23 protein-coding genes are annotated in these 24,741 nt (G+C 36.3%); 20 read left to right on the top strand and 3 right to left on the bottom strand.

Features of this window, described 5'->3' with window-relative positions; genetic code table 11:
* Positions 1–6: 6 nt before the first annotated feature.
* The 13 genes from QBE53_10275 (at position 7) to QBE53_10215 (ending at position 15,649) form a co-directional block, all read left to right on the top strand.
* Positions 7–1,158 carry a glycosyltransferase gene (locus QBE53_10275; protein WZL80192.1) on the top strand — a complete coding sequence of 384 codons (1,152 nt, stop codon included), beginning with the start codon at positions 7–9 and terminating at the stop codon, positions 1,156–1,158.
* Between the two features lie 18 nt (positions 1,159–1,176).
* The gene (locus QBE53_10270; protein WZL80191.1) at positions 1,177–3,927 is read left to right on the top strand and encodes a response regulator; all 2,751 of its coding nucleotides are present in this window, start codon (positions 1,177–1,179) and stop codon (positions 3,925–3,927) included.
* Positions 3,927–4,232 (top strand): Hpt domain-containing protein, encoded by a 306-nt coding sequence (locus QBE53_10265; protein WZL80190.1) that lies wholly within the window; start codon positions 3,927–3,929, stop codon positions 4,230–4,232. Before QBE53_10270 ends, QBE53_10265 begins: the two co-directional genes overlap by 1 nt.
* A 10-nt stretch (positions 4,233–4,242) precedes the next feature.
* Positions 4,243–4,845, top strand: a complete 603-nt coding sequence (locus QBE53_10260; GenBank protein ID WZL80189.1) for a response regulator — start codon at positions 4,243–4,245, stop codon at positions 4,843–4,845.
* A 10-nt stretch (positions 4,846–4,855) separates the two neighbouring features.
* Positions 4,856–5,425, top strand: a complete 570-nt coding sequence (locus tag QBE53_10255) for a hypothetical protein (protein ID WZL80188.1) — start codon at positions 4,856–4,858, stop codon at positions 5,423–5,425.
* 23 nt (positions 5,426–5,448) lie between these two features.
* The gene (locus tag QBE53_10250) at positions 5,449–9,876 is read left to right on the top strand and encodes a hypothetical protein (GenBank protein ID WZL80187.1); all 4,428 of its coding nucleotides are present in this window, start codon (positions 5,449–5,451) and stop codon (positions 9,874–9,876) included.
* 69 nt (positions 9,877–9,945) lie between these two features.
* Positions 9,946–10,746 carry a GNAT family N-acetyltransferase gene (locus tag QBE53_10245; protein WZL80186.1) on the top strand — a complete coding sequence of 267 codons (801 nt, stop codon included), beginning with the start codon at positions 9,946–9,948 and terminating at the stop codon, positions 10,744–10,746.
* A gap of 3 nt (positions 10,747–10,749) precedes the next feature.
* Complete coding sequence (locus QBE53_10240; GenBank protein WZL80185.1) at positions 10,750–11,400, top strand: hypothetical protein; 651 nt, start codon at positions 10,750–10,752, stop codon at positions 11,398–11,400.
* A 35-nt stretch (positions 11,401–11,435) separates the two neighbouring features.
* Positions 11,436–12,026 carry an O-methyltransferase gene (locus tag QBE53_10235; protein ID WZL80184.1) on the top strand — a complete coding sequence of 197 codons (591 nt, stop codon included), beginning with the start codon at positions 11,436–11,438 and terminating at the stop codon, positions 12,024–12,026.
* A gap of 157 nt (positions 12,027–12,183) precedes the next feature.
* Entirely contained in the window at positions 12,184–14,121 is a 1,938-nt protein-coding gene (locus QBE53_10230; protein ID WZL80183.1) for a [Fe-Fe] hydrogenase large subunit C-terminal domain-containing protein, read from the top strand.
* A gap of 27 nt (positions 14,122–14,148) precedes the next feature.
* The gene (locus QBE53_10225) at positions 14,149–15,015 is read left to right on the top strand and encodes a radical SAM protein (protein WZL80182.1); all 867 of its coding nucleotides are present in this window, start codon (positions 14,149–14,151) and stop codon (positions 15,013–15,015) included.
* A 23-nt stretch (positions 15,016–15,038) separates the two neighbouring features.
* Positions 15,039–15,290, top strand: coding sequence for a YdeI/OmpD-associated family protein (locus QBE53_10220; protein WZL80181.1), 252 nt, complete (start codon positions 15,039–15,041; stop codon positions 15,288–15,290).
* Between the two features lie 53 nt (positions 15,291–15,343).
* Positions 15,344–15,649, top strand: a complete 306-nt coding sequence (locus QBE53_10215) for a metalloregulator ArsR/SmtB family transcription factor (protein ID WZL80180.1) — start codon at positions 15,344–15,346, stop codon at positions 15,647–15,649.
* 10 nt (positions 15,650–15,659) lie between these two features.
* Here the strand turns inward: QBE53_10215 and QBE53_10210 are convergent, their stop codons facing one another.
* On the bottom strand, positions 15,660–16,517 hold the full coding sequence (locus tag QBE53_10210; GenBank protein WZL80179.1) for a deoxyribonuclease IV: 858 nt from the start codon (positions 16,515–16,517) through the stop codon (positions 15,660–15,662).
* A gap of 95 nt (positions 16,518–16,612) precedes the next feature.
* On the opposite strand from QBE53_10210, the gene QBE53_10205 reads away from it, so the two are divergent.
* Together QBE53_10205 and QBE53_10200 are read left to right on the top strand one after the other, a co-directional pair.
* Positions 16,613–17,425, top strand: a complete 813-nt coding sequence (locus tag QBE53_10205) for an inositol monophosphatase family protein (protein WZL80178.1) — start codon at positions 16,613–16,615, stop codon at positions 17,423–17,425.
* A gap of 12 nt (positions 17,426–17,437) precedes the next feature.
* Entirely contained in the window at positions 17,438–17,887 is a 450-nt protein-coding gene (locus QBE53_10200; GenBank protein WZL80177.1) for a signal peptidase II, read from the top strand.
* A gap of 13 nt (positions 17,888–17,900) precedes the next feature.
* Here the strand turns inward: QBE53_10200 and aroC are convergent, their stop codons facing one another.
* Entirely contained in the window at positions 17,901–19,007 is a 1,107-nt protein-coding gene (aroC, locus tag QBE53_10195) for a chorismate synthase (protein WZL80176.1), read from the bottom strand.
* A gap of 218 nt (positions 19,008–19,225) precedes the next feature.
* Here aroC and tgt point away from each other — a divergent pair, with 218 nt between their 5' ends.
* From tgt to QBE53_10180, 3 genes are all read left to right on the top strand, one after another.
* Positions 19,226–20,359 carry a tRNA guanosine(34) transglycosylase Tgt gene (tgt, locus tag QBE53_10190; GenBank protein WZL80175.1) on the top strand — a complete coding sequence of 378 codons (1,134 nt, stop codon included), beginning with the start codon at positions 19,226–19,228 and terminating at the stop codon, positions 20,357–20,359.
* A gap of 28 nt (positions 20,360–20,387) precedes the next feature.
* Positions 20,388–20,768, top strand: coding sequence for a preprotein translocase subunit YajC (gene yajC, locus QBE53_10185; protein WZL80174.1), 381 nt, complete (start codon positions 20,388–20,390; stop codon positions 20,766–20,768).
* Positions 20,769–20,921: 153 nt separating this feature from the next.
* Positions 20,922–22,145: a 6-phosphofructokinase gene (locus QBE53_10180; protein WZL80173.1), complete on the top strand. Its 1,224-nt coding sequence runs from the start codon at positions 20,922–20,924 to the stop codon at positions 22,143–22,145.
* On the opposite strand, the gene QBE53_10175 is transcribed toward QBE53_10180, so the two are convergent.
* A complete protein-coding gene (locus tag QBE53_10175; GenBank protein WZL80172.1) occupies positions 22,142–22,996 on the bottom strand; it encodes a PHP domain-containing protein in 855 nt (284 codons plus the stop codon). The genes QBE53_10180 and QBE53_10175 overlap by 4 nt on opposite strands.
* Before the next feature lie 143 nt (positions 22,997–23,139).
* Between QBE53_10175 and scfA the strand changes: the two genes are divergently transcribed.
* Positions 23,140–23,286 carry a six-cysteine ranthipeptide SCIFF gene (gene scfA / locus QBE53_10170; protein ID WZL80171.1) on the top strand — a complete coding sequence of 49 codons (147 nt, stop codon included), beginning with the start codon at positions 23,140–23,142 and terminating at the stop codon, positions 23,284–23,286.
* 76 nt (positions 23,287–23,362) lie between these two features.
* The gene (scfB, locus tag QBE53_10165; protein ID WZL80170.1) at positions 23,363–24,724 is read left to right on the top strand and encodes a thioether cross-link-forming SCIFF peptide maturase; all 1,362 of its coding nucleotides are present in this window, start codon (positions 23,363–23,365) and stop codon (positions 24,722–24,724) included.
* The last annotated feature ends 17 nt before the right edge of the window (positions 24,725–24,741 follow it).

Here is a 24,741-nt window from a genome sequence, read left to right as displayed (position 1 = left end):
AGGGATATGATGGATAATCAAATTGTTATTATTTCTGATGGTCAACGCAATGTCGATTACTCAATTTTAAACACTTTTTATACAAATACACTTCAACTAAAGCGTCTGGAAGAACAACAGCTTAATCAGATAGATAAGCTAATACACGTTAAATTAATGATTATTGATGTGATATCTCACAAACGTATTAAAAAGATTTTGCATCAAGTCAATCATTATGTTCCATCAATGAGTTTTTTAATTATACAATCCTTTGCCTCAAAGCATCGGCATGCATTATTAAAATCCAATGAAGGCTACGGTCAACTTCGTATCTTAAACTATCGATCGGAATATCCAGAGGTGCTCATTGAGTATGTAAATCAACTGATTCACCCGGAATATCCAGTTGGAGCTTCAGATATTGCGATTATTTTACCAGTCTACAATGAAGAAACTCGATTTAAAAATGTTATTCATTTTTTTGAAAAGTTAGAAATCCTTTGTAACCAAAGTTTTATCAATGCAACAATTTATTTTGTGAACGACGGAAGCAAAGATCGAACACAAGAATTGGTGGAGCAAATTGTTCAGAAGCAAAAGTCGGATACAACGACAGTGTCAAACCTAGCGTTTGCAAATGCACAACAATTGGTTATGAATACACGAAAGGCAGGAACATATATTGAAGGGATAAAAACAATTCGTGCAGATGTGCTTTTATTTGTTGATGCAGACGATTCGTTTCGCATAGAAGATATGGCTAGAATGATTAACATCATCCGAGAAGGATATTATGATTTGGTTGTGGGAACGAAGGATTTGACGGCAGAAAACAGACCGCCCATTCGGCGTCTAATGAGCTTTGTTAAAAGACAGCTAACAAAATCACTCTTACCCAAGGGGGTCTACGATTCTCAAACGGGATTAAAAGCTATGAATGGAACTGCAGCTAAGTATATTTTACCTCATCTGAACGTAACCACTGGTTTGGCAATTGATCTAGAGATTTTACACATTGCAAAAAAATACGGATTTAGAACCCTTCAATTTCCGGTACAGTGTATTGATCAGGAAGGATCACATATTGATATCATAAAAGATTCGATTGCTTACATTAAAAATGTATTTATGATTAAAAAGCGTAATAAAAAAATTACTATTCATAGAGAGGTATAGATATAGAGGAGGAGTACTATGCCTAAATTTAAACTTGGAGAATCTCTTGTCAATGAAGGGAGAATTTCAGAGCAAGAATTGGAGAGTATCTTAGATGAACAAGAGAAAATGCGCCATCAGCTGCCAAGTTATAAGCTGGGTGAGCTTTTGGTTCAACACGGAATCATATCTTCGCGTGAATTAGAAGAGCATTTAAAAATACAGCAAAAAAACAGACAAGATATGTTAGAAAAAAACAATCAGCTAACTGCGGCGATGAAAAATCTGCATAATGGGGTTGTTATCAGTGATATGCGCGTTGGAGATGAAAAGGTAATCTATGTTAACCAAGCTTTTACACAAATCACAGGATATACTGAAGCGGATGTTATCGGAAAAAATTGCCGGTTTTTACAGGGAGAGGAAACAGATTATATAGTGGTAAAAAAAATACGTCAAGCCATCAATGAAAAAAGAAAACTCAATGTTGAACTTATAAATTATAAAAAAAATGGGGAGAAGTTCTGGAATGATTTTTCATTGAGCCCTATCTTTAACACTCAAGGAGAGTTAGATTATTTTGTTGGATTAATTAGTGATGTAACACAGCGAAAGTCGATGGAAGAGGATTTGCGCAATAAAGAACGCTTATTACGAGCAGTTGCACAGGTGAATAATCTTATTCTAATTCATATGGAACAGCACAAAGCAATTAATAGTGCGTTAGAAATCCTTGGAAAGGCGACAAGTGTTGACCGTGTATATATTTTTAAAAATCGCATTGAGTCATCAAGCCTAGATATTTTGTGTGATCAAATCTATGAGTGGGTTAGTGCGGGGGTCGAACCTCAAATTAACAGCCCGGATTTACAAGGGCTTTCTTATGCAGAGGCTGGATTTTCAAGATGGATTCATGCCTTTGAGAATAATGAAGTGATTGCAGGACTAGTTGAAGACTTTCCGGTAGATGAACAAGAGATTTTAATTGCACAGGATATTTTATCATTACTTGTCGTTCCAATTTATGTTGAAAACAAATTGTGGGGAATGATAGGATTTGATGACTGTACAACAGGCAGGATGTGGTCTGAAGGTGACATGCTCATTCTCAAATCAACAGCATCAGGAATTGGGTCTGCAATTAAGAGCTTTCAAGATCATGAGCAAACTTTGCGAGCACATGAGCAGGCAAAAAAAGCCACCCAAGCCAAATCAGAATTTTTGGCAAACATGAGTCATGAGATTCGTACACCGATGAACATCATTTTAGGAATGTCAGAATTACTACTTGATACAGAATTGACAGAGGAACAAAAGAAATATGTGGATATTTTTAATCGTTCAGGAAAAAATTTGATTGAACTAATTAATAGTATTTTGGATTTGTCAAAGATAGAGGCCCAGCAAATCGAGTTGCTTCCCAAAGAGTTTGATTTTCATTATTTTATTCGTGAAGTGCAGAGTTTTTTTCAGGCGCAGATGAACAAAAAACAATTAAAACTGGAATATATAATTAAAGATAGCGTTCCTAGGTTTATTATTGCAGATGAAAGTCGACTACGTCAAATACTTATTAATTTAATTGGAAATGCGCTAAAGTTTACAGAAAAGGGAGCCGTTCGTATATCTGTTGATGCTAAGATACTAGAGAATAGATATGTGGAACTTGAGGTTGAAGTACAAGATACAGGTATTGGCATATCAAGAGACAAGTTGCATATGATTTTTGAAAGCTTTACTCAAGTAGATCATTCAACAACAAAAAAATATGGAGGCACAGGACTTGGATTGACGATATCTAAGCAACTGGTGGAACTAATGGGAGGTCATATTGAGGCAACAAGCATAATAGGGGAAGGGACGAGGATTTGTTTTCATATTCCTGTTCCTATTGGAAGCGGAGAAGCAATGAAGTCAAGAAAACAGATGGAGTTTAAGGATATTAAAGCGCTCGTTGTTGATGATCGCTATGAAAATCGCTTAATTATTAAGCAAATGCTAAGTAAATATGACGTTCAAGTGATGGAGGCACAAGATGGTGAGCAAGCATTAAGGATTATTGATGAAGAGCGGGCTAAGGAGGAGCCTTTTAATATTGTTATTTGTGATGATATTATGGAAGGCTTGCAAGGGTTTGAGGTAATGAATAGGATTCGTACAATCTATCCAAAAGAGCAGCTCCCGATGATTATATTATCTTCAGATAATGGACGAGGCAACCATGTAAAATATCCCATCGAAAAAGTGAACTATGTGTTGGAAAAACCTATTGCAGCAGAAGTTTTGAAATACAAAATTCATATGTCCATTGGTCACAAAATGCCTGTGAAAACTATAGATATAAGAAAAGGAGCTTCTCAAAAGAAACAAGAAACTATAGATCAACCAAGATCCCATGGGCAAGACAAAAAGCGAATACTCCTTGTAGATGACTTTGCAGATAACCGAACATTAGTTAAAGCTTTTTTAAAAAAAATCAATGTATATATAGATGAGGCAACAAATGGACAGGAAGCCGTTACCAGCTATACGCAACAATCATACGATCTAATTCTCATGGATATTCAGATGCCAGTTATGGATGGATATGAAGCGACTAAAAAAATCCGATCCCATGAGTTTGAAAAAGGTCTAAAGCGGACGCCAATTATAGCCTTGTCAGCATATGCATATGAACAGGAAGTAAAAAAAAGTTTTGAAGCCGGATGTGATGAACACATGACGAAGCCGATTGATAAAAACAGGTTAAAACAAACGATAGCGCAGTTTATAGAAGGGGATGAAAGATAATGCAATACGAAGCATATGTGGATTACGACTTAGAAGAACTGGTGTCAGAATTTATGAAGAATCGACAAAAAGATTTGAGGGATTTAGAAGTAGCATTTGAACTTAATGATATGGAAAAAATTCAATTTATCGGACATGCGTTAAAAGGTGTTGGAAGTGGGTATGGATTCGAGGAGATAACATCTATTGGCATGCATATTGAACATGCATCAAAAGTAAGTGATACAAAACAGCTAAAGCAACTTTTTGAAAAATTTGGAGATTATCTATTGAATGTCAAAGTTATCTTTGTAGAAAAACAATAGGAGGTAAAAAATGTCAGAAAGCACAGTACTATTTGTCGATGATCAAGATGAAATTTTATTTTTAATTCAACGTATGTTAAAGGAAGAGCCCTATAAAGTATTATTTGCCAAGAGTGGAAAAGAAGCATTAGAAATTATTGAAAAGGAAAAAATTGATGTCCTAGTTACGGATGTTCTTATGCCTGAAATGAGTGGATTGGAACTTCTAGATCATGTGCGAGAGAGTCATCCACACATTGTACGCATTATACTATCAGGTTTTTCACAAATTCCAACACTATTATCTGCTATCAACCATGGCAAAATTTTTAGATATATTACTAAACCTTGGAAAGTTGATGAAGATGCAAAAAAAATATTGCGAGATGCTATTGCATACTCCAAATTGATTAATGATATGCATACACTTAGTATGAATGCTTTTTGTGAGTTTTTGCTAAAGCGGGGACATGTTTTTTTAATAACGGTAGAGGATAAAATTGTTCACCTACACCCAGAATTATATAGTAGCTATCTACTTAATACGCTATATGAGCCCAAACCTTTAGAATTTCTAAGCCTTGAACAAGAGTATGCATTATCACCAACGCAAAAAATATATGTTTTTAAATAAAGGAGCTGCTATGAATTATATTAAGAGCAGATACATTTTTGGGGCATTAATTGGCGTTATGCTTTTAACTACGGGATTATTTTTCTTTATGAATATTCCATTTATCCAAAAACAGCTAAAAGTCAATATTATACAAGAAATTGAATTTAGCCGAGAGATTTATCGTCTTAAATTAGAATCTATTAACACGGATGAGTTGCAAAATGCGTTTGACCAGCTTTTTATTGGTGATGATCGATCAAGTAAAATACAAGTGCTAATCTATGATGATTATGGAACCAACATTGCCGGAAACATGACGCTGCGAGATGACGGCATTAATGAGATTAAGACAGTGATGCTTAATGGACATGAGGATACTATATATAAAGACGGCATTTTTTATAGTTTTACACATGTAAAAACAAATTATGGCGAAGCATATTTGATGCTTGAGATGTCGGATCAAAAATATATTGAAGGAATTCGAAATTATTATTTTCGAACGCTTTTAATCACTTTTTTTGTCAGTGTGTCTATTCTCTTAATGGGATTTAAGCTGATAGACATGCAAAAGATGGACATAGAAATAAACAAGTAGTATATAATCCATGGGAGGAACGGATGAAGAAAACATTGAAAAAACGACATTCAGAACTTATATATCAATATCGATTTGATTTTTTTGCCATGGTCGTTATGGTTGGCTTTATTATGTATTATGTGGAAGTTTTGTTGCGTCCAGGTCAAATCGTATTTTCGGATATTGATTTTCCTTTTCATTCTTCAACTTATCTAGATGAGATTTTTGGAATATGGAATACAAAGTGGAATACTACGTCTATGCTAAATATTCCAAGATTGCTTGTTTTACTTCCGTCCTATTTGTTAGCGAAAGTTGCTGGAGACAATGGCGACTTGTTTTTAAAAAGTTTTGTTGTACAAAATCTTGTAGGAGCAGGCTTGAGTTTTTATCTTTTTTGCAAACGGCTTGTTGGGGTATATATAGGTCAGAATTTTAATATGAGTCGTATTTTTGTTATTATTTTTGGAAGTTTATATTATGCATTAAATCCGTGGGTGATTTTTCGGATTCAACACATATACCTCTTAGTCGGATATAGCCTTTTTCCATTAATCTTATTATTATTTTTAAAAGTATTTGATCATAAGTTTCAAGCAGCGGCCATTGTAGACTATTCGCCTTTAAGGAATAAATTATACTATGAAAATGTACGTGATATTATTTTATTAGCTTATATAATTACAATTGCTTCAGCGGCAATTCATTATTTTTTTTACACGGTTTTCTTGTTGTCTGCTTTGCTTGTATTACTCGTGTTGAAATACTGGATAAAATATAGGCACATGGCTATGGATAATAAACGTGCTATGTGGTTAAATCTTTTTAAAAAGACTGTGATTCTTGGAACATTGCTAGTTTGTTTTTCATTTTACTGGCTCTTTATTTATATTGGAAGCATATTATTTGATGTTCAAGCTAGCCAAAACAATATAAATGTAATTGATACTTATGTCGCTTTCAGTCGACATAGTTCTTTTAAAGAGGTAGTATATCTTATAAGTTATTGGTGGCCAATGATTGACATGCGTCAACTACCGTTAGGATTTTATATTGGAGGAGGAATGATTCTCCTAACATCATTTTTAGGTGTGATATTTCATGCGTTTAGGCATCATATATTACTTTTCATGGGGATATTATCTATTTTTCTAGCTATTTTTGCTACGGGAGTCTATTATCCTTTAATTGCAAAGTTTTTTCTGCTGATGGTTAACTTTCCGATTATTGGAAATATGTTTCGGGATCCTAACAAACTGGTTGCTTTACTGGCGATTTTTTTTGGTGTGTTTTTTGTTTTTGGCTTAGAGTGGTTCTTAAAGATATCAGACAGACTACAAAGATATAGACAGGTGTATATTTATACAATTATTGGTGTTGCTACGCTATGCTTAATGGGCTATCTAATGCCGATGAAAAGTATATATTTTGACCATTTTTACGCACCGATTGAAGAACCGCAAAGTTATAGAGAATTGACAGAGTATTATGAACAAGACAATGCGCATTATGGTATTTATCTTCCCGTGGCAGAGGAAATGATTCAACCGTATTCTCGAGTAGCAACGCCATACTGGAATGTTAATCCATATAGTGAACATGCTTTATCAAAAGCGACAGGAGATATCCATATCTATAATTCGCCCATACCTACACTTTTTCAACATGAAGGTAATGATCCGGTAATTTCATATTATTTTAATTACATTCAATACCTTCTTGATCAAGGAAGAACAAATACAATTAGTCGCTTTTTGGAAGCTTTTGGCGGCGATCAAATTATATATCATGATGAATATTTGCAACAGAGTAATCGACAGGATTTCAACTTAGAAATCTTGCACATGGATGATGAATTGCAGCCGCAATTTAATAATGCTGTATTTACTGTATTTGATAATGGTATTGATAGAAAGAATCGAGATCAAGAATTCTCTACGATTGATACAATGATTCAAACGCCATATGGATTGGAACGCACGGCAATTTATAATCAAGTGGGGCTTTATAATCCCTTAGTGTATCCCATTATTTATTTAAATCAAAAACAAAGTGCTGACGCATCAATTGATACCATAGAATTTAATCCAAGTGGTATTAACAACATTGTTGAAGCGAGAGATACGTATGACATTGTTTTTTCTATGTTGCCTGAACATTATTACCTTTATCCGTTCCAATGGACAAATCAAGGCAATGTCTTCTTAGGGTGGAGTAAGACCTTTTTGTCTAGTGTGGATTGGGACTGGTATCTTGAATCCCAAGATATCAAAGACCGGCATTTTGATTTTGATCGGGGCAAAGGGGTAGCAGTTACATTTGCATCCAGTCATCTAAATATAGAACCTTATCTTCGTGATACGGTTAAGGGAAAACGCATTATGGATTTTGACACAATGCTTCGAACAGAGAATCTATTTGTTTCCGATAACCCAGATATGTTTGAGATTAATAGCAATCCATATAGTGATATTAAGGAGTTTCAAACGCTTCATGGGGAATTGATTAAAGGAGATCCCAAAGATATATGGCAGGTGGCAAAAAGCGGTGTTTTAGAAGCTCATGGAAAGACACCTTATTATTTTGAATTAATGATTTCAGGAAGAGATGTCGATAGGTTACATCTTAAAGTACGTTTTTATAACGAGGATAGTGAGGAAATTGGTGTTTCCTATATTGTGGCGGCAACAGAGGAAAGTCACTTTGATACAATCCAATTTGTTGGAGAGGTCATATCCCCTTCAGAGACAGCGTATATGCGTCTGGATTTACTATCGTTTCAAAACCCACAATACAAAAGTTATTGGTGGATTCATGATATTAATATTTATGATTTGTCGCAATATGTGCAAGATAATACCATTGAAGGTAGCTATGAAGCGAATACAGCGGGGACACATGAGGTTTTTATTCGTACCTTTAACTCTTCAAAAGGAGGAAAGTTGAGCCTTTTAGTTGATGAGAAAGTTTTTCAGATAGAAACCTATGATGCAAAAAAAAATGCATTTGGATGGCATCACTTAGGACAGATAAACCTTGAAGAAGGGCAATATCCAGTACAACTAACAGCTCAAGATGGGTTTAATAGTGTGAATTCTATTGTTATTTTGCCGCAAAATGCCTATACAGATGCTATTAATCAGGTGACTAAAAATCTTAAAAAAGCTGGTATTGTAATGTCGTTTGAACCAACAATTGATTTGGCGTATGAAGGTAACATACAATCTGAACGCATATATCCTCCATTGAGCTTAGGTAAAGGTGTTGCATTAGCGCAGGGAACAATCAAAGGAGAATTTGATGTGCTTGTTTCAGATATCTATACGTTTAATCCAAGGGTCTTATATGTTGATGAGGAACTCGGATATGGGCGGATGACTATTTATAAAGAAGAACAACCTTTGGTTATATGGGACCTGGGAGAACGTATACGCTATGACGAGCAAGAATTGATTATTGATTATACAACGAATGTTCCATCTTATGCATATTCATTTATTGATCTAAAAACACCGTATCGGTATAAAGAGAATGTAGAATATAGTGTTGGATTAGAACCTGGAAAATATACATTTTTGATAGAGCTGTATTCCCAGACCCAAAATCAAAGTGGATTAGAGCATATAAAGCCATTTGATCCAAGTATTATTCAATTTCCGATAGAGGATACTAAAAGTAATGAAGTGGGATCATGCGAACGTATTACACCGGATATGATGCGGGAAGAGATTAAAAATGATATGCTAACGATTACTATGGATCCAACCTGTTCTACAGATTGGTATAGTTATGGAACACAAAAAATAGATGTATACTTTGAGGAGGAGTTTTTGATTCGCTATGATGCCAAATCGGAGTATCTACAAAATCGACATGCAAAAGTTCTTTTTCTTGATGATGCGAATAATTTCAAAGGAGATATATATATAAATGAAGTGGAAGAGCAGTATAAATCTCAATGGAATCATTATGAACAGTTGGTCAAAGTTCCAAAAGGAGCGACACAGATGATTATTCAATTTTTAGGAAATGGTGATCGCAAGCAATTTTCTATACTAAAGATAGAGGGTTTTGAGGTCTATAATTATAATACCTTTATAACATTAGATCATCTTTTTGTTGAGAATACTGTGGCGAGACAATTGCGCCAATATGAACGAAAAAAAGAGCCTGTCATTCTTAGGCGAGAACAGAATCAATGGGGAGTGTCATATACTTTTGAAGAAAAGATAGAAAAATTTGTAGTATTAAACACGTTTCTTTCACCAAATAAAAATTGGAGGTTGGGGAAAGAATCCTATGATTATCTTTTAAATGGAGTTACTCAAGGATTTTTATTGATGAATCAGGAGTCGGTTTTATTAAAGCTTCTTCTCATGCCGGGATATCTTGTCGGCCTTGGGATTCACTTAATGACGCTTTTGTTTTGTGGTTTTTGGATAGTGAAAAAGGGGAAAAACAATGGTTAAGTCATATGTGCATTCAGCATTGAAATAGTGTATAATATATAAAAAATCATACTCGAATGGAGAGAGCACATGGTTCGAAGATTAGAAGAAAAAGATCGGCAGAGGGTTTTGGATTTTTTGCGTGAGGAAGCCTCCATTAATTTGTTCATTATTGGTGACATTGAGGCATTTGGCTTTGAAGAAGAGTTTCAGACACTCTGGGGACAATTTACACAAGATAACCAGATAGAAGGAGTATTGCTAAAATTTCATGAAAGCTATATTCCGTATTTCAAGAAAGAGGACATAGACATTACGGATTTCGTGGAAATTATTTTGCGCACTGAAGGAACGAAGATCGTCTCAGGAAAAGAAAGCATACTTGACCGATTTGATAAGATACTCCCTGAACATAAAACACAATCCACATTTTTTTGCGAGCTGACACATCAAGACAAACTATTACACGATGAATCCATGACACAGGTGAAAAAAGCCGACAAAAAGGATGCTAAAAGGATATATGAGCTCATTGAAACAATTGAAGAATTTAATCGAGTTACTAATTCAATTGAGCGAATTGAACATACACTACAAACTAAAACTGGACGTGTTTTTTATATGGAAGATGTTAATGGAGAAATGGTTGCTATTGCCCAAACCACCGCGGAAAATTCACAATCAGCTATGGTCGTTGGTGTTGCTACGCGAAAAGACTATAGAGGAAAAGGTTTTATGCACAAATGTTTGATAAAGTTATGTATGGAGGTAATGTCAGAAGGTAAAACACTGTGTCTGTTTTATGACAATCCTGCTGCGGGCAGAATCTATCATAAAGTTGGATTTGAAACCATTGAGAAGTGGATGATGATGACCATAGGAGATAAATAAAGCATGCGGTTTTTAATTTGGTGTATAATATGTATCACAGTGTCCGGATGTACGTTGTATAAACAACCAACGAATATAGCGTTAAGTTTTCAACCAGTTGAAGAAACTGAACCGATAATTATTGACAAAGATATGATAGCTATAGAGCAGGAACTCACTTTTCAAAAATATATTTTTTATGTTTACCATAAAGATACGGATAATTATTATATTGGTGTACAGCTTGCAGGACAGATACATGAAATTGGAGAGATTGCGTATCAATTGGATATGATTGCAATCGATTCAATAAATGTCGAAGGGAATGAATATATTAGGATATTCGGTGCGCTTGGAGCAATATATCCAATTGAGTACTATGTGACCCTTGAAGACGATAATCTTAGAGTGCATATAGATAAAGCGTTGCCAATACAAATTGCAGACATTGATAATGACCATGTTCTAGAATGGATTTCCCAGTATGATGGCCAAGTTACAGTGTATAAGCCTAGAGATAACGAGTGGTTTAAAGCTCAGTTGAATGACGTTTTTGATGGATATATTTTCTTTGATGCAGAAGAAAACTGCTTTAATATTGTATATGATCAAGGAGCTAAATCCCAAAGGATTGACCGATATCAAATGAAAAAAGATACTTTGATACCTAATTGATACAAGGATATAGACAGAAAATGGAGGAGACCCCAATGTTTGAAAAAGTATCAGATGCTATGAAAAACAGAATGGAATATTTGGAAAAAATTGATGAGCAAGATAGGAAAGATGGAACTTCGAGAATGGAGCGTCTCCGTCAAATCCCGCCGGAGACAGGAAAATTTATTGCTATGATGGCAGCCAATTGCCCCAAGGGACGATTTGTTGAAGTCGGAACAAGTGCGGGTTATTCATCCATGTGGATAGTCTTGGCGTGTATGGAGCGTAATGTTCGTTTAACAACATTTGAAATCCTTCAAGATAAAGCAAAGATGGCAAAAGAGACGTTTTGCGAAGCGCAAATTGAGGATTTTGTTGAACTGGTACAAGCAGATGCCTTGGAATATCTAGAACAGATGAATAATATTGCTTTTGCTTTTTTAGATGCTGAAAAAGAAGTATATGCACAATGCTATGAACAGATTATACCCCGTTTGGTGCCAGGAGGGATATTAATAGCGGATAATGCAATTAATCATTATGAGACATTAGAGCCTATGATAAAAAGAGCATTGAATGATTCGAGAGTTGATGCATTAGTAGTTCCCATTGGGAAAGGGGAACTTGTATGTAGAAAAAATTAGCTTCAGAGTTAGAAGCACTTTCAAGACGATGGCATATCTGTAGCAAAAATAGAAAGGGATACGCATTAAATATGTGAAAATAGAACAAAGCCGTCACTTGCTTTTTGGAAAAAAGTGTTATATCCTATAAAAAACAACAACTTTATGGAGGCAAGAGATGGTGAGTGACAGATTGTATTTAGATGAAGAAAAATGTGTTGGGTGTAATCAATGTATTGGGAATTGTCCAATTCCAGGAGCAAATATTGCATATCTTCTTGAGGGAGATAATCGGGTTAAAATTGATGCGAATCGCTGTATTCATTGTGGAGAATGTATTCGAGTGTGTGAACATGATGCACGAAGGTTTACAGATGATACAGAACGATTTTTTGAAGACTTGAAAAACGGAGAACCAATCTCGATATTAGCAGCACCGGCGATTATCGTTAATATTTTAGAATATAAAAAATTATTTGGGTATTTGCGAAGCATAGGCGTGAACTTCATCTATGATGTGTCTTTTGGAGCAGATATAACTGTATGGGCATATTTAAAAGTGATAAAAGATGAAAAAATACAAAGCATGATTGCGCAACCTTGTCCTTCGATTGTAACATTTATCGAAAAATATCAACCAAAGTTAATTGACAAGCTCTCCCCCATTCAAAGTCCGATGATGTGTAGTGCAATCTACATGCGAGAATATAAGCATATCACGGATAAGATCGGTTTTTTGTCACCGTGTATAGGCAAAGGGGATGAGATTGCTGATAAAAACACACATCAATATATTGAATATAACATCACATATAAGAAGCTCCTTGAATATCTTGAACAACAAGATGTAGATTACCAAGCATATGACGAAACAGAATTTGACGATATACAGGCTGGATTAGGGGTGTTATTTAGCCGACCTGGCGGATTAAAAGAAAATGTGGAGTATTTTAATTCAGATGCTTGGATTCGCCAAATTGAAGGACCGCATCATGTATATGATTACTTAAAAGAATATGCGCAATGTCTAAATCAGGGCAATGAATTGCCGCTTTTATTAGATGTGTTAAACTGTAGTTATGGATGTAACTTTGGAACCGGAACGCAGCAAAATGCTCTTGAAAGAACGATGTCACTTGATGAAGTGGATCGGACATTCAACAAGAGAAAAAAAGAAAAACACATAGAAAAGATAGGAATAATAAAACGCAAGAAAATTCGTTCCATGCATAAGATATTTGACAAACTATTTGATGTTAACTCTTTTAGAAGAACATATACAAGTGAAGGGCTGTCTCTAGCGTTACCGACAGCAGATACCAAGACAAAGCAAGAGATTTATGGTCAGATGAATAAACACGATGTAGAGAGTCAAAAGATTAATTGTGCAGCTTGCGGCTATAATTCATGCGAAAAAATGGTAACGGCAATATACAATCAACTTAATGTAGCAAGCAACTGTATCGATTTCAATAAAAAAACCGTTGAGATTGAAAAAGAGATGATTGAAGCCAAACAAGATCAATTGGAATTAGTTGAAGAGATGACACGTATTTCAGAACAACGATTAAGGGAAGCTGATGAAATCGGCAAAGAGATTAAAGTTATATTAAATTCAATTGATACCTTGACTCAAGGCAATGAAGTCAATGCGACAGGGGTATCAAAAATTAGTGAACAAAGTTATGAAATTGATAGTATTAATAAAAATTTAAATGACCGTGTGATGGATATGGAAGATAAAATACGACGTTTTTCAGAGGCAAGTACCCAAATCGTAGCCATTGCAAATCAAACAAATCTTTTGGCGCTTAACGCGGCTATTGAATCTGCACGTGCGGGAGAACATGGAAGAGGGTTCTCAGTCGTTGCAGAAGAAGTAAAAAAATTAGCGGAAAAGTCAAAAGAAATCGCAGAGAGTACTCAAGACGAACAGTTTGCCATGTTAGATGCAATCTCATCAATTGTAAAGATTGCCAAACGGATTGATGAGCGGCTTTATGAAATGAATGGTTCAATCGATAACATATCAGCCTCAATAGAAGAGATTACAGCCAATACAGAAGAAATATCAGGCTCTGCACATAAAGTCATCGATAAGATTGGAACGCGATAAGAAAAGCTGAGAAGAAGGAGGCAATAGATGCATTTTGTTGATGCAAAAAGCATTTTGTCGGCGAAAAATGGGATGAATATCTATAGAGGATGCACTCATGGTTGCATTTATTGCGACAGTCGAAGTAAGTGCTATCAATTTACACATGATTTTGAAGATGTTCAAGTCAAACAAAATGCACCTATTTTACTTGAACAACGGCTTCGGTCAAAACGTAATAAATGTATGATTGCAACAGGAGCAATGAGTGATCCATATATGCATTGTGAAGACAAATTGCAATTAACACGCCAATGTTTAAAAATTATAGAAAAATATGGATATGGTCTTGCAATACAGACAAAGTCCACGCGAATTTTACGCGATCTTGATCTTTTAGAGCGGATAAATAAAAAGTCTAAGTGTGTCGTACAGATGACACTTACGACATATGATGAAGACTTATGTAAAATTGTTGAACCTAATGTCTCAACAACAAAAGAGCGCTATGAAGCACTTCAAATTTTTAAAGAGCATAATATTCCAACAGTTGTATGGCTAACACCAATATTACCCTTTATCAATGATACACGTGAAAATCTTGAAGGAATTTTAGAGTATTGTATAAAAGCAAAGGTCAAAGGGATTATGAATTTTGGCATGGGCGTTACATTAAGAGAAGGCGACCGAGAATATTTTTATGATGCCCTGAATCGTTTTTTTTCGGGAATGCAAAAGAGGTATCATGCAAGATATGGTTATGCCTATGAACTTAGAAGTGAGAATCATAAGGCGCTGATGCAATATTATAAAAAAACATGTCAAGAGCATAATATTTTATATCGCCCACAACAAATTTTTGCATATTTGAATACATTTCCAGAACAGCATGTAGAACAGATGTCACTCTTTTAATAGTTAAATGAAAGGAGTTATTGATGGATAAAGAGATAGCGACCGGTGTGGTGCACGAGATACCCAATGATATGCAAGCCCAATTAAAAGGTAATGAACAATTACTTGAAAAATGGAATGCTTTGACACCCTTAGCCCGCAATGAATGGATTTGTTGGGTTATTAGTGTGAAAAAAGACGAGACGCGCAAGAAGCATCTTGAACGTATGGCATATGATATTGTCCAAGGTAAAAAACGTCCCTGCTGTTGGCCGGGGTGCCCTCATCGAGGATGAGTGAAGAATGTGTTAACCTAAGAATAAGAGCAAGGAATGAATAAGGAGTTGACATGAATAATTACAAACAAACGGCAGCGGTGTTTAAAGCCCTGTCTGATGAAAATAGATTGCACATACTAACATCACTTCAAGAAGGTGAAAAATGTGCCTGTACTTTATTGGAAGAAGTTAAAATTGCACAGTCTACATTATCCCACCATATGAAAATTCTCCTTGAAAGTACACTTGTAAATTCAAGAAAAGAAGGCAAATGGACATATTATAGTTTGTCCGATAAGGGGATTGGCATGGCAAAAGCTTCCTTAGCAGATGTTCTAAAAAAATCTGTGGATTATAAGACGTATTTTGTGTGTTAACATCGAGAGACTACTTACGTAGTCTCTCGATTTCTTCTTTGTAAAGATTTGTTTTTTTATCTAGCCATGGAGTTTCTAAAATCATAGGACGTCCTGCAAGGCGAGGGTGATGAACAACATTATACAAAGTGTTAAAACCAATGTGGTCCTGACCTTTTGGATTGGTTGCATCAGCGCCTAAATTAGCGTGACGGTCTTTATGCGCTCCTCTGGGATTAAGTGAGCCATTGATATGTAAAACTTTTAAGCGATCTAATCCGAGAATAGCATCAAAAGTATCAAGGACCCCATCAAGATCATGGATGATGTCATATCCAGCATCATGAATGTGACATGTATCAAGGCAAATGCCTAGTCGCTGGTCATGGGTCACTCCGGCGATAATATTTGCCAGTTCTTCAAAGGTACGGCCTATTTCTGAGCCTTTTCCAGCCATGGTTTCAAGGCAAATCATGGGACCTTCATCGCCAGTAAGGACTTCGTTAAGACCATCGATAATTTGTTGTGTTCCATAGTCAAGATTGGTTTCTGTAAAAGAGCCTGGATGCAGCACAATATACTTAGCGCCAAAAGCTTCGCTACGTATAAGTTCTTGGCGAAGAAAATCTTTGGCTAAAGTGTAAATTGAGTCTTTATGAGAAGCTAAATTAATAATATATGGTGCATGAACAATCGGACCTATAAGTTGATGTTCGCGCATAAAGGCTTTGCCCTCTTCAATTTTCATGTCTTGCAGTTCTTTTCTGCGTGTGTTTTGAGGTGCGCCGGTATATACCATAAATGTATCCGAACCATAGCTATGTGCTTCTTGTGCGGCGCCAAGAAGCCCCTTGGCTATAGAAACATGTGAACCTAATAATAATGACATAATAAACCTCCTAGTCTTTGTGTTAAGTATATGGTATTATAATTTTATCAGAAGAATCCAAAGTGTCAAATACATTAAAATGAAAGGAAATACATATGAATCTTGAAGAATTGTATAAAATAAAAAATCACATACATGATTTGGTGAAAGAAGTTGGACAATATCAACTGGAAAATCTAGGAAGGCAAGATTTGGAAATTGATAAAAAAACGTCTGCAGTCGACTTGGTGACTGAAGTAGATAAAGAATCCGAACGAAGGATTATTCATTATATTGAAACCCATTTTCCTGAGCATGCTATATTAGGTGAAGAAAGTGGTATGACCACAGCCAATCATGACAGTGAATTTTTGTGGGTGATAGATCCAGTTGATGGGACGACCAATTATGCCCATGGATATCCATTATTTTCGATTGCTATTGGATTACAATATAATCAAAAAACAATTTTTGGCAGTGTATATGTACCTTATATGGATGACTATTTTTGGGCAATTCAAGGTGAAGGTGCATATCTTAATAGCGAGCCGATTCATGTAAGTAGCCATGGGGTAATGGATGCTTCAATTATTGCAACAGGATTCCCATATGATAAAAAAACAAGTCCTGATAATAACGAAAAGTATTTTGCAAAAATCATGCCAATCGTTGCAGGAATACGACGTACAGGTTCTGCTTGCATTGATTTGGCCTTTGTCGCAAGTGGTCGGGCAGAAGGATATTTTGAAATGAATCTAAGCCCGTGGGATTTTATAGCGGCGCAACTCATTGTTCAAGAAGCCGGTGGAGTCTGCTTGTCAAAACCTCTTCGAGAACGCTATGCAGTTGTGGCAGGTAACCCGCATATCATAAAGGAACTGATAAAAAATCTTAGTGAGGTATCAACATTAGATTACCCAGTGGAATAGAAAGGGGTACACATGCTAGCTTCATTTGTTTTTATTATCATCATTATTGCAATAGACCAAATGACCAAATATTATGCCAGAAAAAAGTTGGCTTCCAATACATATAAAAAAAATGGAATGACTTTGAAGCTGGTTTATAACAAAGGGGCATTTCGAGGTCTTTTAAAAGACCGTCCGGTGTTATTAGCGTTGATTCAAGGAATGGCAGTTTTTTTTGTTTTTATTGTGTGGTTGATTTATGTTTTTATAAAAAAAGATCGTGGAATGGTATTTGGGCTTTCATGTATTTTAGGTGGGGCAATCGGTAATTTTATTGATCGCGTCCACGAAGGAAAAGTGACAGATTTTTTTGCAATTAAATGGACTAAGAATCTATACTACAATATTGCAGATTGGTTTATTTTTCTTGGTGGAGTATGGGTGCTTATACTCGAAATAAAAGGTTATGTCACAAGATCGTGACATAACCTTTTACTTATTGCTCTTTATTAAAGATTGCTTTGATGTAGTCCATTTGGGTTGTTGTCTGTTGCAGAAGAAGATCGAGTAAAGTAACTGCAATCATATTTTCAACAACAATGACCGCACGTGGAACGATAACAGGGTCATGACGCCCGCCAATGACCAGGTCAATAAGCTCGCCACGACGATTCGTGGCTTTTTGTTCTAAGTGAATACTTGGAGTCGGTTTGACGGCCGCACGGACAGTGATTTCGCTACCATCTGAAATACCGCCAGTCATTCCGCCGGCATGGTTAGTGGCTTTGTTTACATGTCCGTCATCGTCTTTATAGAAGTCGTTGTTTTCAAAACCTGTCATTGTTGCTGCATTAAAACCAGCTCCGATTTCAACTCCTTTGATTGCACCGATTGACATAATTGTATGGGCGATAAGACCATCAAGTTTATCAAAAACAGGCTGTCCGATACCAGCAGGAAGTCCATTAATACGACATTCGATTACACCGCCAGCCGAATTACCTTCTTTTATAAGATCATCCATGTATTTTTCACAAGGTTCGATAAGTGCTTCGTCAGCAAATCGGAAGGGGTTATCAAAAATAATGGAAGGGTCAAAATGGCTATCATTCATGGTTAAATGTCCGATAGACTTTGCATAAGTGACAATATCAACACCAAGTTCCTTTAAGATTTTTTTGGCAATAGCACCGGCAGCGACTCGGGCAATTGTCTCACGACCTGAGGAGCGCCCGCCTCCGCGATAATCTCTAAAACCATACTTCGCATCGTAAGCCATGTCAGCGTGTCCTGGACGATAGACGTCCATGATTTCAGTATAATCGCGTGAACGATGGTCTTTGTTGTAAACTAAAAGTGAAATCGGAGTTCCTGTCGTTGTTTCTTCAAAAACTCCGGAAAGAATTTTAACTTTGTCGGCCTCATCACGAGGCGTGCAATAGGGAGATTGTCCTGGACGACGTTTGTTCAAATCCAGTTGTATATCCCTTTCAAGAAGTTTTAATCCTGCAGGGCATCCATCAATGACGACACCAACTCCAGGACCATGGGATTCTCCCCATGTTGTTATTGTAAATATTTTTCCAAATATGGATCCAGCCATAATATCATCCTTTCTATGCTCATGTTTGCGAAAGTATCTACAATTATAATTGATTTAAAGTGATAAAGCAAGTTTGTCAAATTTTAAATTTTTTTCGATTATATCAGATTTTAATAAAGTTTTACTAGTTTTTTGAACAAAAACGTGTATACTAATAGAAGAGAATAGGCATTAAGCGACGAAAACTTGATGCGAAATCAAAATAGATAGGTGAAATTATGTATGAATTGTTAAAAGTAGATGGGCGAGCAAAACGTGGACGTTTTCACACAGTGCATGGAACGATTGAGACGCCTGTTTTTATGAATGTTGGAACTGCAGCGGCCATTAAAGGTGCCGTATCAACAAAAGATTTGGAAGACATAAAATGCCAAGTTGAATTATCCAATACATATCATTTGCATGTGCGTCCCGGAGATGAGCTTATTCATAAGCTTGGGGGATTGCATAAGTTTATGGTGTGGGACAAACCGATACTAACAGATTCAGGTGGGTTCCAAGTATTTAGTTTGGCTAAGCTACGTAAAATCAAAGAAGAAGGCGTATATTTTGCATCACATATTGACGGTCGCAAGATTTTTATGGGACCCGAAGAAAGTATGCAGATACAGTCAAATCTTGCCTCGACTATTGCTATGGCATTTGATGAATGTCCACCGCATCCTGCAACAAGGGAGTATATGCAAGACTCAGTAGATCGGACAACACGTTGGCTAGAACGTTGTAAGTCAGAGATGACCAAATTAAACCAGCAAGAACGTACAATCAATCCAAAACAAATGCTTTTTGGTATCAATCAAGGCGGAACGTTTGAAGATATTCGTATCGAACATGCAAAGGTCATATCAGAACTAGATCTAGATGGTTATGCTCTTGGCGGATTAGCCGTTGGAGAATCTCATAGTGAGATGTATCGTATTCTTGAAGAAACAGTGCCGTATTTGCCGCAAAACAAGCCAACATATTTAATGGGGGTAGGTACTCCGGAAAATATATTAGAAGGGGTTGAGCGCGGTGTTGACTTTTTTGACTGCGTATATCCTTCGAGAAATGGTCGCCATGGACATGTCTATACAGACCATGGTAAGATGAACTTATTGAATTCTAAATATCAAGACGATGATCGACCGATTGATGAAAACTGTGGATGTCCGGCATGTCAAAGATATTCACGCGCATATATTCGACATCTTTTAAAGGCGAAGGAAATGTTAGGTATGCGTCTGGCTGTGTTACATAACTTGTATTTTTATAATACAATGATGGAAGAGATTCGCGAAGCGATTGACCAAGGACGTTTTTCAGAATACAAACGCAAAAAAATTGAAGGATTTAAAAATAGTCAGAAGTAATTTCTGATGAAAATACAAGGAGGATTATATGAATCAAATATTAGTATTATTAGAAGCAGGAGCTGGAGCGCCAGCAGGTGGACTTACATCATTGTTATTAATTTATGGGGCCATTTTTGCTATTTTCTGGTTTTTCATTATTCGACCACAGCGTAAAAAACAAAAACAAATTGATGCAATGCAAAATTCAATTGAAGTAGGAAATTCAGTGTTAACCTCAGGTGGGTTGTTTGGAAAAGTAGTGGATGTTATTAACAATGTTGTTGTTGTTGAATTTGGAACGAATAAATCTGTTCGAGTTCCAGTTCAAAAATCAGCGATTGTTTCTGTAACAGAACCAGACATGAGTATTGCAAAAGAAGTAACAGAAGAATCAAAGTCAGATGACAAAAAATCAGACGATAAGTAATGATATGTACATTTTCTTAATTGCATAGGTAGTATAAAAAAAGCGAATGGATTTGATAATCAAATGAATTCGCTTTTTTTATATGCTTTTATGCACGAAAGCATATATATGTGGTAAAATATGAGTACAAATACTATACAAGGAGCTGATTCAATGGAACTAAGAGGTAAAGTGCTTATTGCTCAAGGGGGAGGGCCGACAGCTGTTATTAATCAAAGCTTAGTTGGTGCAGTCCTTGAATCACGCAAGTTTCCACAAATTACTAAAGTATATGGGGCAATCAATGGTGTGGAAGGCATTATTAATGAACGCTTTATGGACCTGACTAGAGAAACGACACATAACTTAGAACAAGTTGGAATTACACCTGCGTCGGCATTGTTATCGACTCGAATTAAGCCGGATGAAGCCTATTGTAAAGAAATCTTTAAAGTTTTAAAAGCACATGATGTCCGCTACTTTTTCTATATCGGAGGAAATGACTCTGCGGATACAGTACGGATTGTCAATGAAAATGCAAAACAATCAGAATATGAATTTCGTGCTATTCATATTCCAAAAACAATTGATAATGATTTGGTCCTTAATGACCATACGCCGGGATATGGTTCCGCTGCGAGATATGTTGCAGAAGCATTTATCGGCATTAATCTTGATAATCGTGCACTTCAAGGAGTTTATATTGGAGTGGTCATGGGAAGGCATGCAGGCTTTTTGACGGCGGCTTCATCCTTGGCAAAAAAATATCCGGATGATGGACCGCATTTAATTTATCTTCCGGAGCGTGCATTTGATGTTGAGCAGTTTCTTATTGACGTCAAAAATGTCTACGAAAAATATGGACGCTGTGTTATTGCAGTTTCTGAGGGAATCAAAGATAAGAGTGGCAAACCAATTATGCTATCATTAACAGATAGTATTGAAAAAGATGCACACGGCAATGTTCAATTATCAGGATCGGGGCAATTAGGAGATATGTTGTCTGATCTGATTAAAACACGTCTTAATTACACACGTGTACGCTCAGATACTTTGGGATATACCCAAAGAAACTTCATCGGAGCTATATCGGATGTGGATTCTCATGAAGCACGTGAAGTTGGAGAAAAGGCAGCCCAGTTCGCCATTTGGGATAATGTCGATGGCTCCATTGTTTTAGAAAGAACAGGAGATTATAGCATTAATTATCATCTGTATCCCCTAGAAGCTGTTGCCGGCAAGACAAAATATATGCCGGATGAGTTTATTAATGCCGCAGGCAATAATGTCACAGATGCATTCTTTCGATATGCAAGACCGCTTATTGGTTCTGCATTTCCACAGCCGCATCGATTACGTGCGCCAATGGCTAAGCGTATCTTGCATCATGATGACTAGAGGTGTTGATGCATAGCAATGAGCAGTTCATCAGGAACACATAGATGACCAAAACCGGTTCCTAGATCATTACCGGGTTTATTGGCTCCATGAAAGTCAGAACCTCCGGAGCGTAACAGAGAAAACCGTTTGGCAATATGAAGCATAGCGCGTGTCTCCTGAGAGCTATAAAGAGAATAATACGTCTCAATTGCTTCTAGACCATAACTTTTTAATTGATCAACAAGTGAATATAGGCCGTTGCTGTCTAGCGGATAAAGAGTGGGGTGTGCCAAGACGGGTATACCCCCGCTTTTTTTTATGAGTTCAATGGCGGACTGGCTAGAGACATCTTCTCGAGGGACGTAGAATTTTTTTCCGTTTCCAATAAGCGTATGAAAGACGTCCTTGGTTTTTTCAAAATAACCTTTTTGGACGAGATAACTTGCGAAATGTGAGCGAGTGATGACGCTGTCTTTTGCGTGGGCTTTAAGCTTGGCAGAAGTAATGTCATAGTCGTGGGCTTGGAGTGAAGCTATCATTTTTTCATTGCGACGTTCACGGTCATCATAAATGCGCTTTAATCCATGAATAAAACTTTGATGTTTAATATTTATGAATAAACCGACAATATGGATGTCAAAATCATATCGATCCATGGTCGTGGAAAGTTCAATGCCATTAATGAGTTCGAGGGTGTCTTTGGAGATTCCTTTTTCAGACATATAGGCTTGTGCTTCTAATAATCCGTCAATTGTATCGTGGTCTGTTATTGCAAGAGCTTTTAATTTTTTTGCGATAGCATAATCAATGAGTTGCTGTGGTGAATACGTTCCATCTGAAGCTGTTGTATGGGTATGTAAATCAATCATAATAACTCCTTTATATGTGGCAAATTAAAGCGTTTAGGACTTCATGATAGCATACTTTGGTGATAATTTCTATAAAATAAGATTTTAAATATACAGGAACTATGATATAATAGTTAAGGTTAAGAAAAAGGAGGCTGTGTAAAATGAAGCATATCAAAACTTTAAACAGTGCAGTGTTACAAAATACGGTTAAGCACGGTGGTTGTGGAGAATGCCAAACATCATGTCAGTCAGCTTGTAAGACGTCATGTACTGTAGGTAACCAAAGCTGCGAAAATGAAAATAGGTAAGTAGATAAGCAGTGACGTACAGTCGCTGCTTATTAAATGATTATCGAATTATTCAATGATTGAAAGGAAGTATATCGTGATACATCAATATAAAATGAATGGAATGAATCTCGTTATTGACGTCAATAGTGGCGCGATTCATTTATTTGATGAATGTTCCTATGAATTTATCGAATTATTGAACCAAAAATATTCGGAAGACGAAGTGATTGAACAGTTAAAAACTAAATATCCTGAAGCCGATCTAATCGAAGTAAAAAATGAAATCCAAACGCTTGTTGAACAAAAAGTGCTCTTTACTGAAGATGAATATGCACAGGTTGTAGAGTCATTTGGTCAGAGAGAGACCGTTGTTAAGGCGCTGTGTTTGCATGTGGCGCATGATTGTAATCTTGCATGTCAATATTGTTTTGCTGAAGAAGGCGAATACCATGGAGACCGCTCGATTATGCCCCTAGATATAGCAAAGAAATCTATAGATTTTCTCATTAAGCATTCAGGTCAACGGAAAAATCTTGAAGTGGATTTTTTTGGCGGTGAACCTTTAATGAATTTTGATGTTGTTAAAGAAACGGTTTTTTATGCAAAAGGATTAGAAGCAGAGCACAATAAAAAATTCCGTTTTACCATTACAACCAATGGTGTGTTATTAGATCAAGATAAAATGGATTTTATCAATGAGCATATGTATAATGTTGTCTTAAGTTGTGACGGACGAAAAGAAGTCCATGACTACATGCGACCGGCTTCCAATAAAAAAGGAAGTTATGATTTGATTATGCCAAAGTTCAAAGAATTGATTAAGCAACGTGGTGATAAAAGTTATTATATTCGAGGAACATTTACTCACCACAACTTGGACTTTGCAGAAGATGTTCTTCATATGGCAAGAGAAGGATTTGATCAGATTTCAGTCGAGCCGGTAGTGGCACCTTTAGATGAAGCCTATGCAATTCAAAAAGAAGATATCCCGCAACTATTGAAAGAATATGAACATCTGGCACAGAAGATGATGGAATATAAGGAACAAGGAACAACCTTCAACTTTTTCCATTTCATGATTGATTTAACAGGTGGACCATGCGTTGCAAAACGGTTAACCGGATGTGGTGCAGGGTTTGAATATATGGCAGTTACACCACAAGGGGACCTATATCCATGCCATCAGTTTGTTGGAATGGAACAGTTTAAAATGGGTGATCTAGACACAGGTGTCGAGAACCTTTCAATGCAACAAGAATTCAAAGGGTGTAATGTCTATTCCAAAAAAGCGTGTCAATCCTGTTGGGCAAAATTTTATTGCAGTGGTGGATGTAGTGCCAATGCATATAATTTCCAAGGTTCTATTACAGAAGCTTATGAAATGGGATGCGATTTAGAAAAAAAAAGAGTCGAGTGTGCTATCTATATGCGTGCATGTGAACTTGTTGCCAAATAAAACTTAAGGAGGATTAC

The organism is Vallitaleaceae bacterium 9-2, from assembly GCA_038396585.1.
Taxonomy (GTDB): domain Bacteria; phylum Bacillota; class Clostridia; order Lachnospirales; family Vallitaleaceae; genus UBA1351.
The sequence above is the reverse complement of the archived record's forward strand: the minus strand, read 5'-3'. Positions and strand labels throughout refer to the sequence as shown.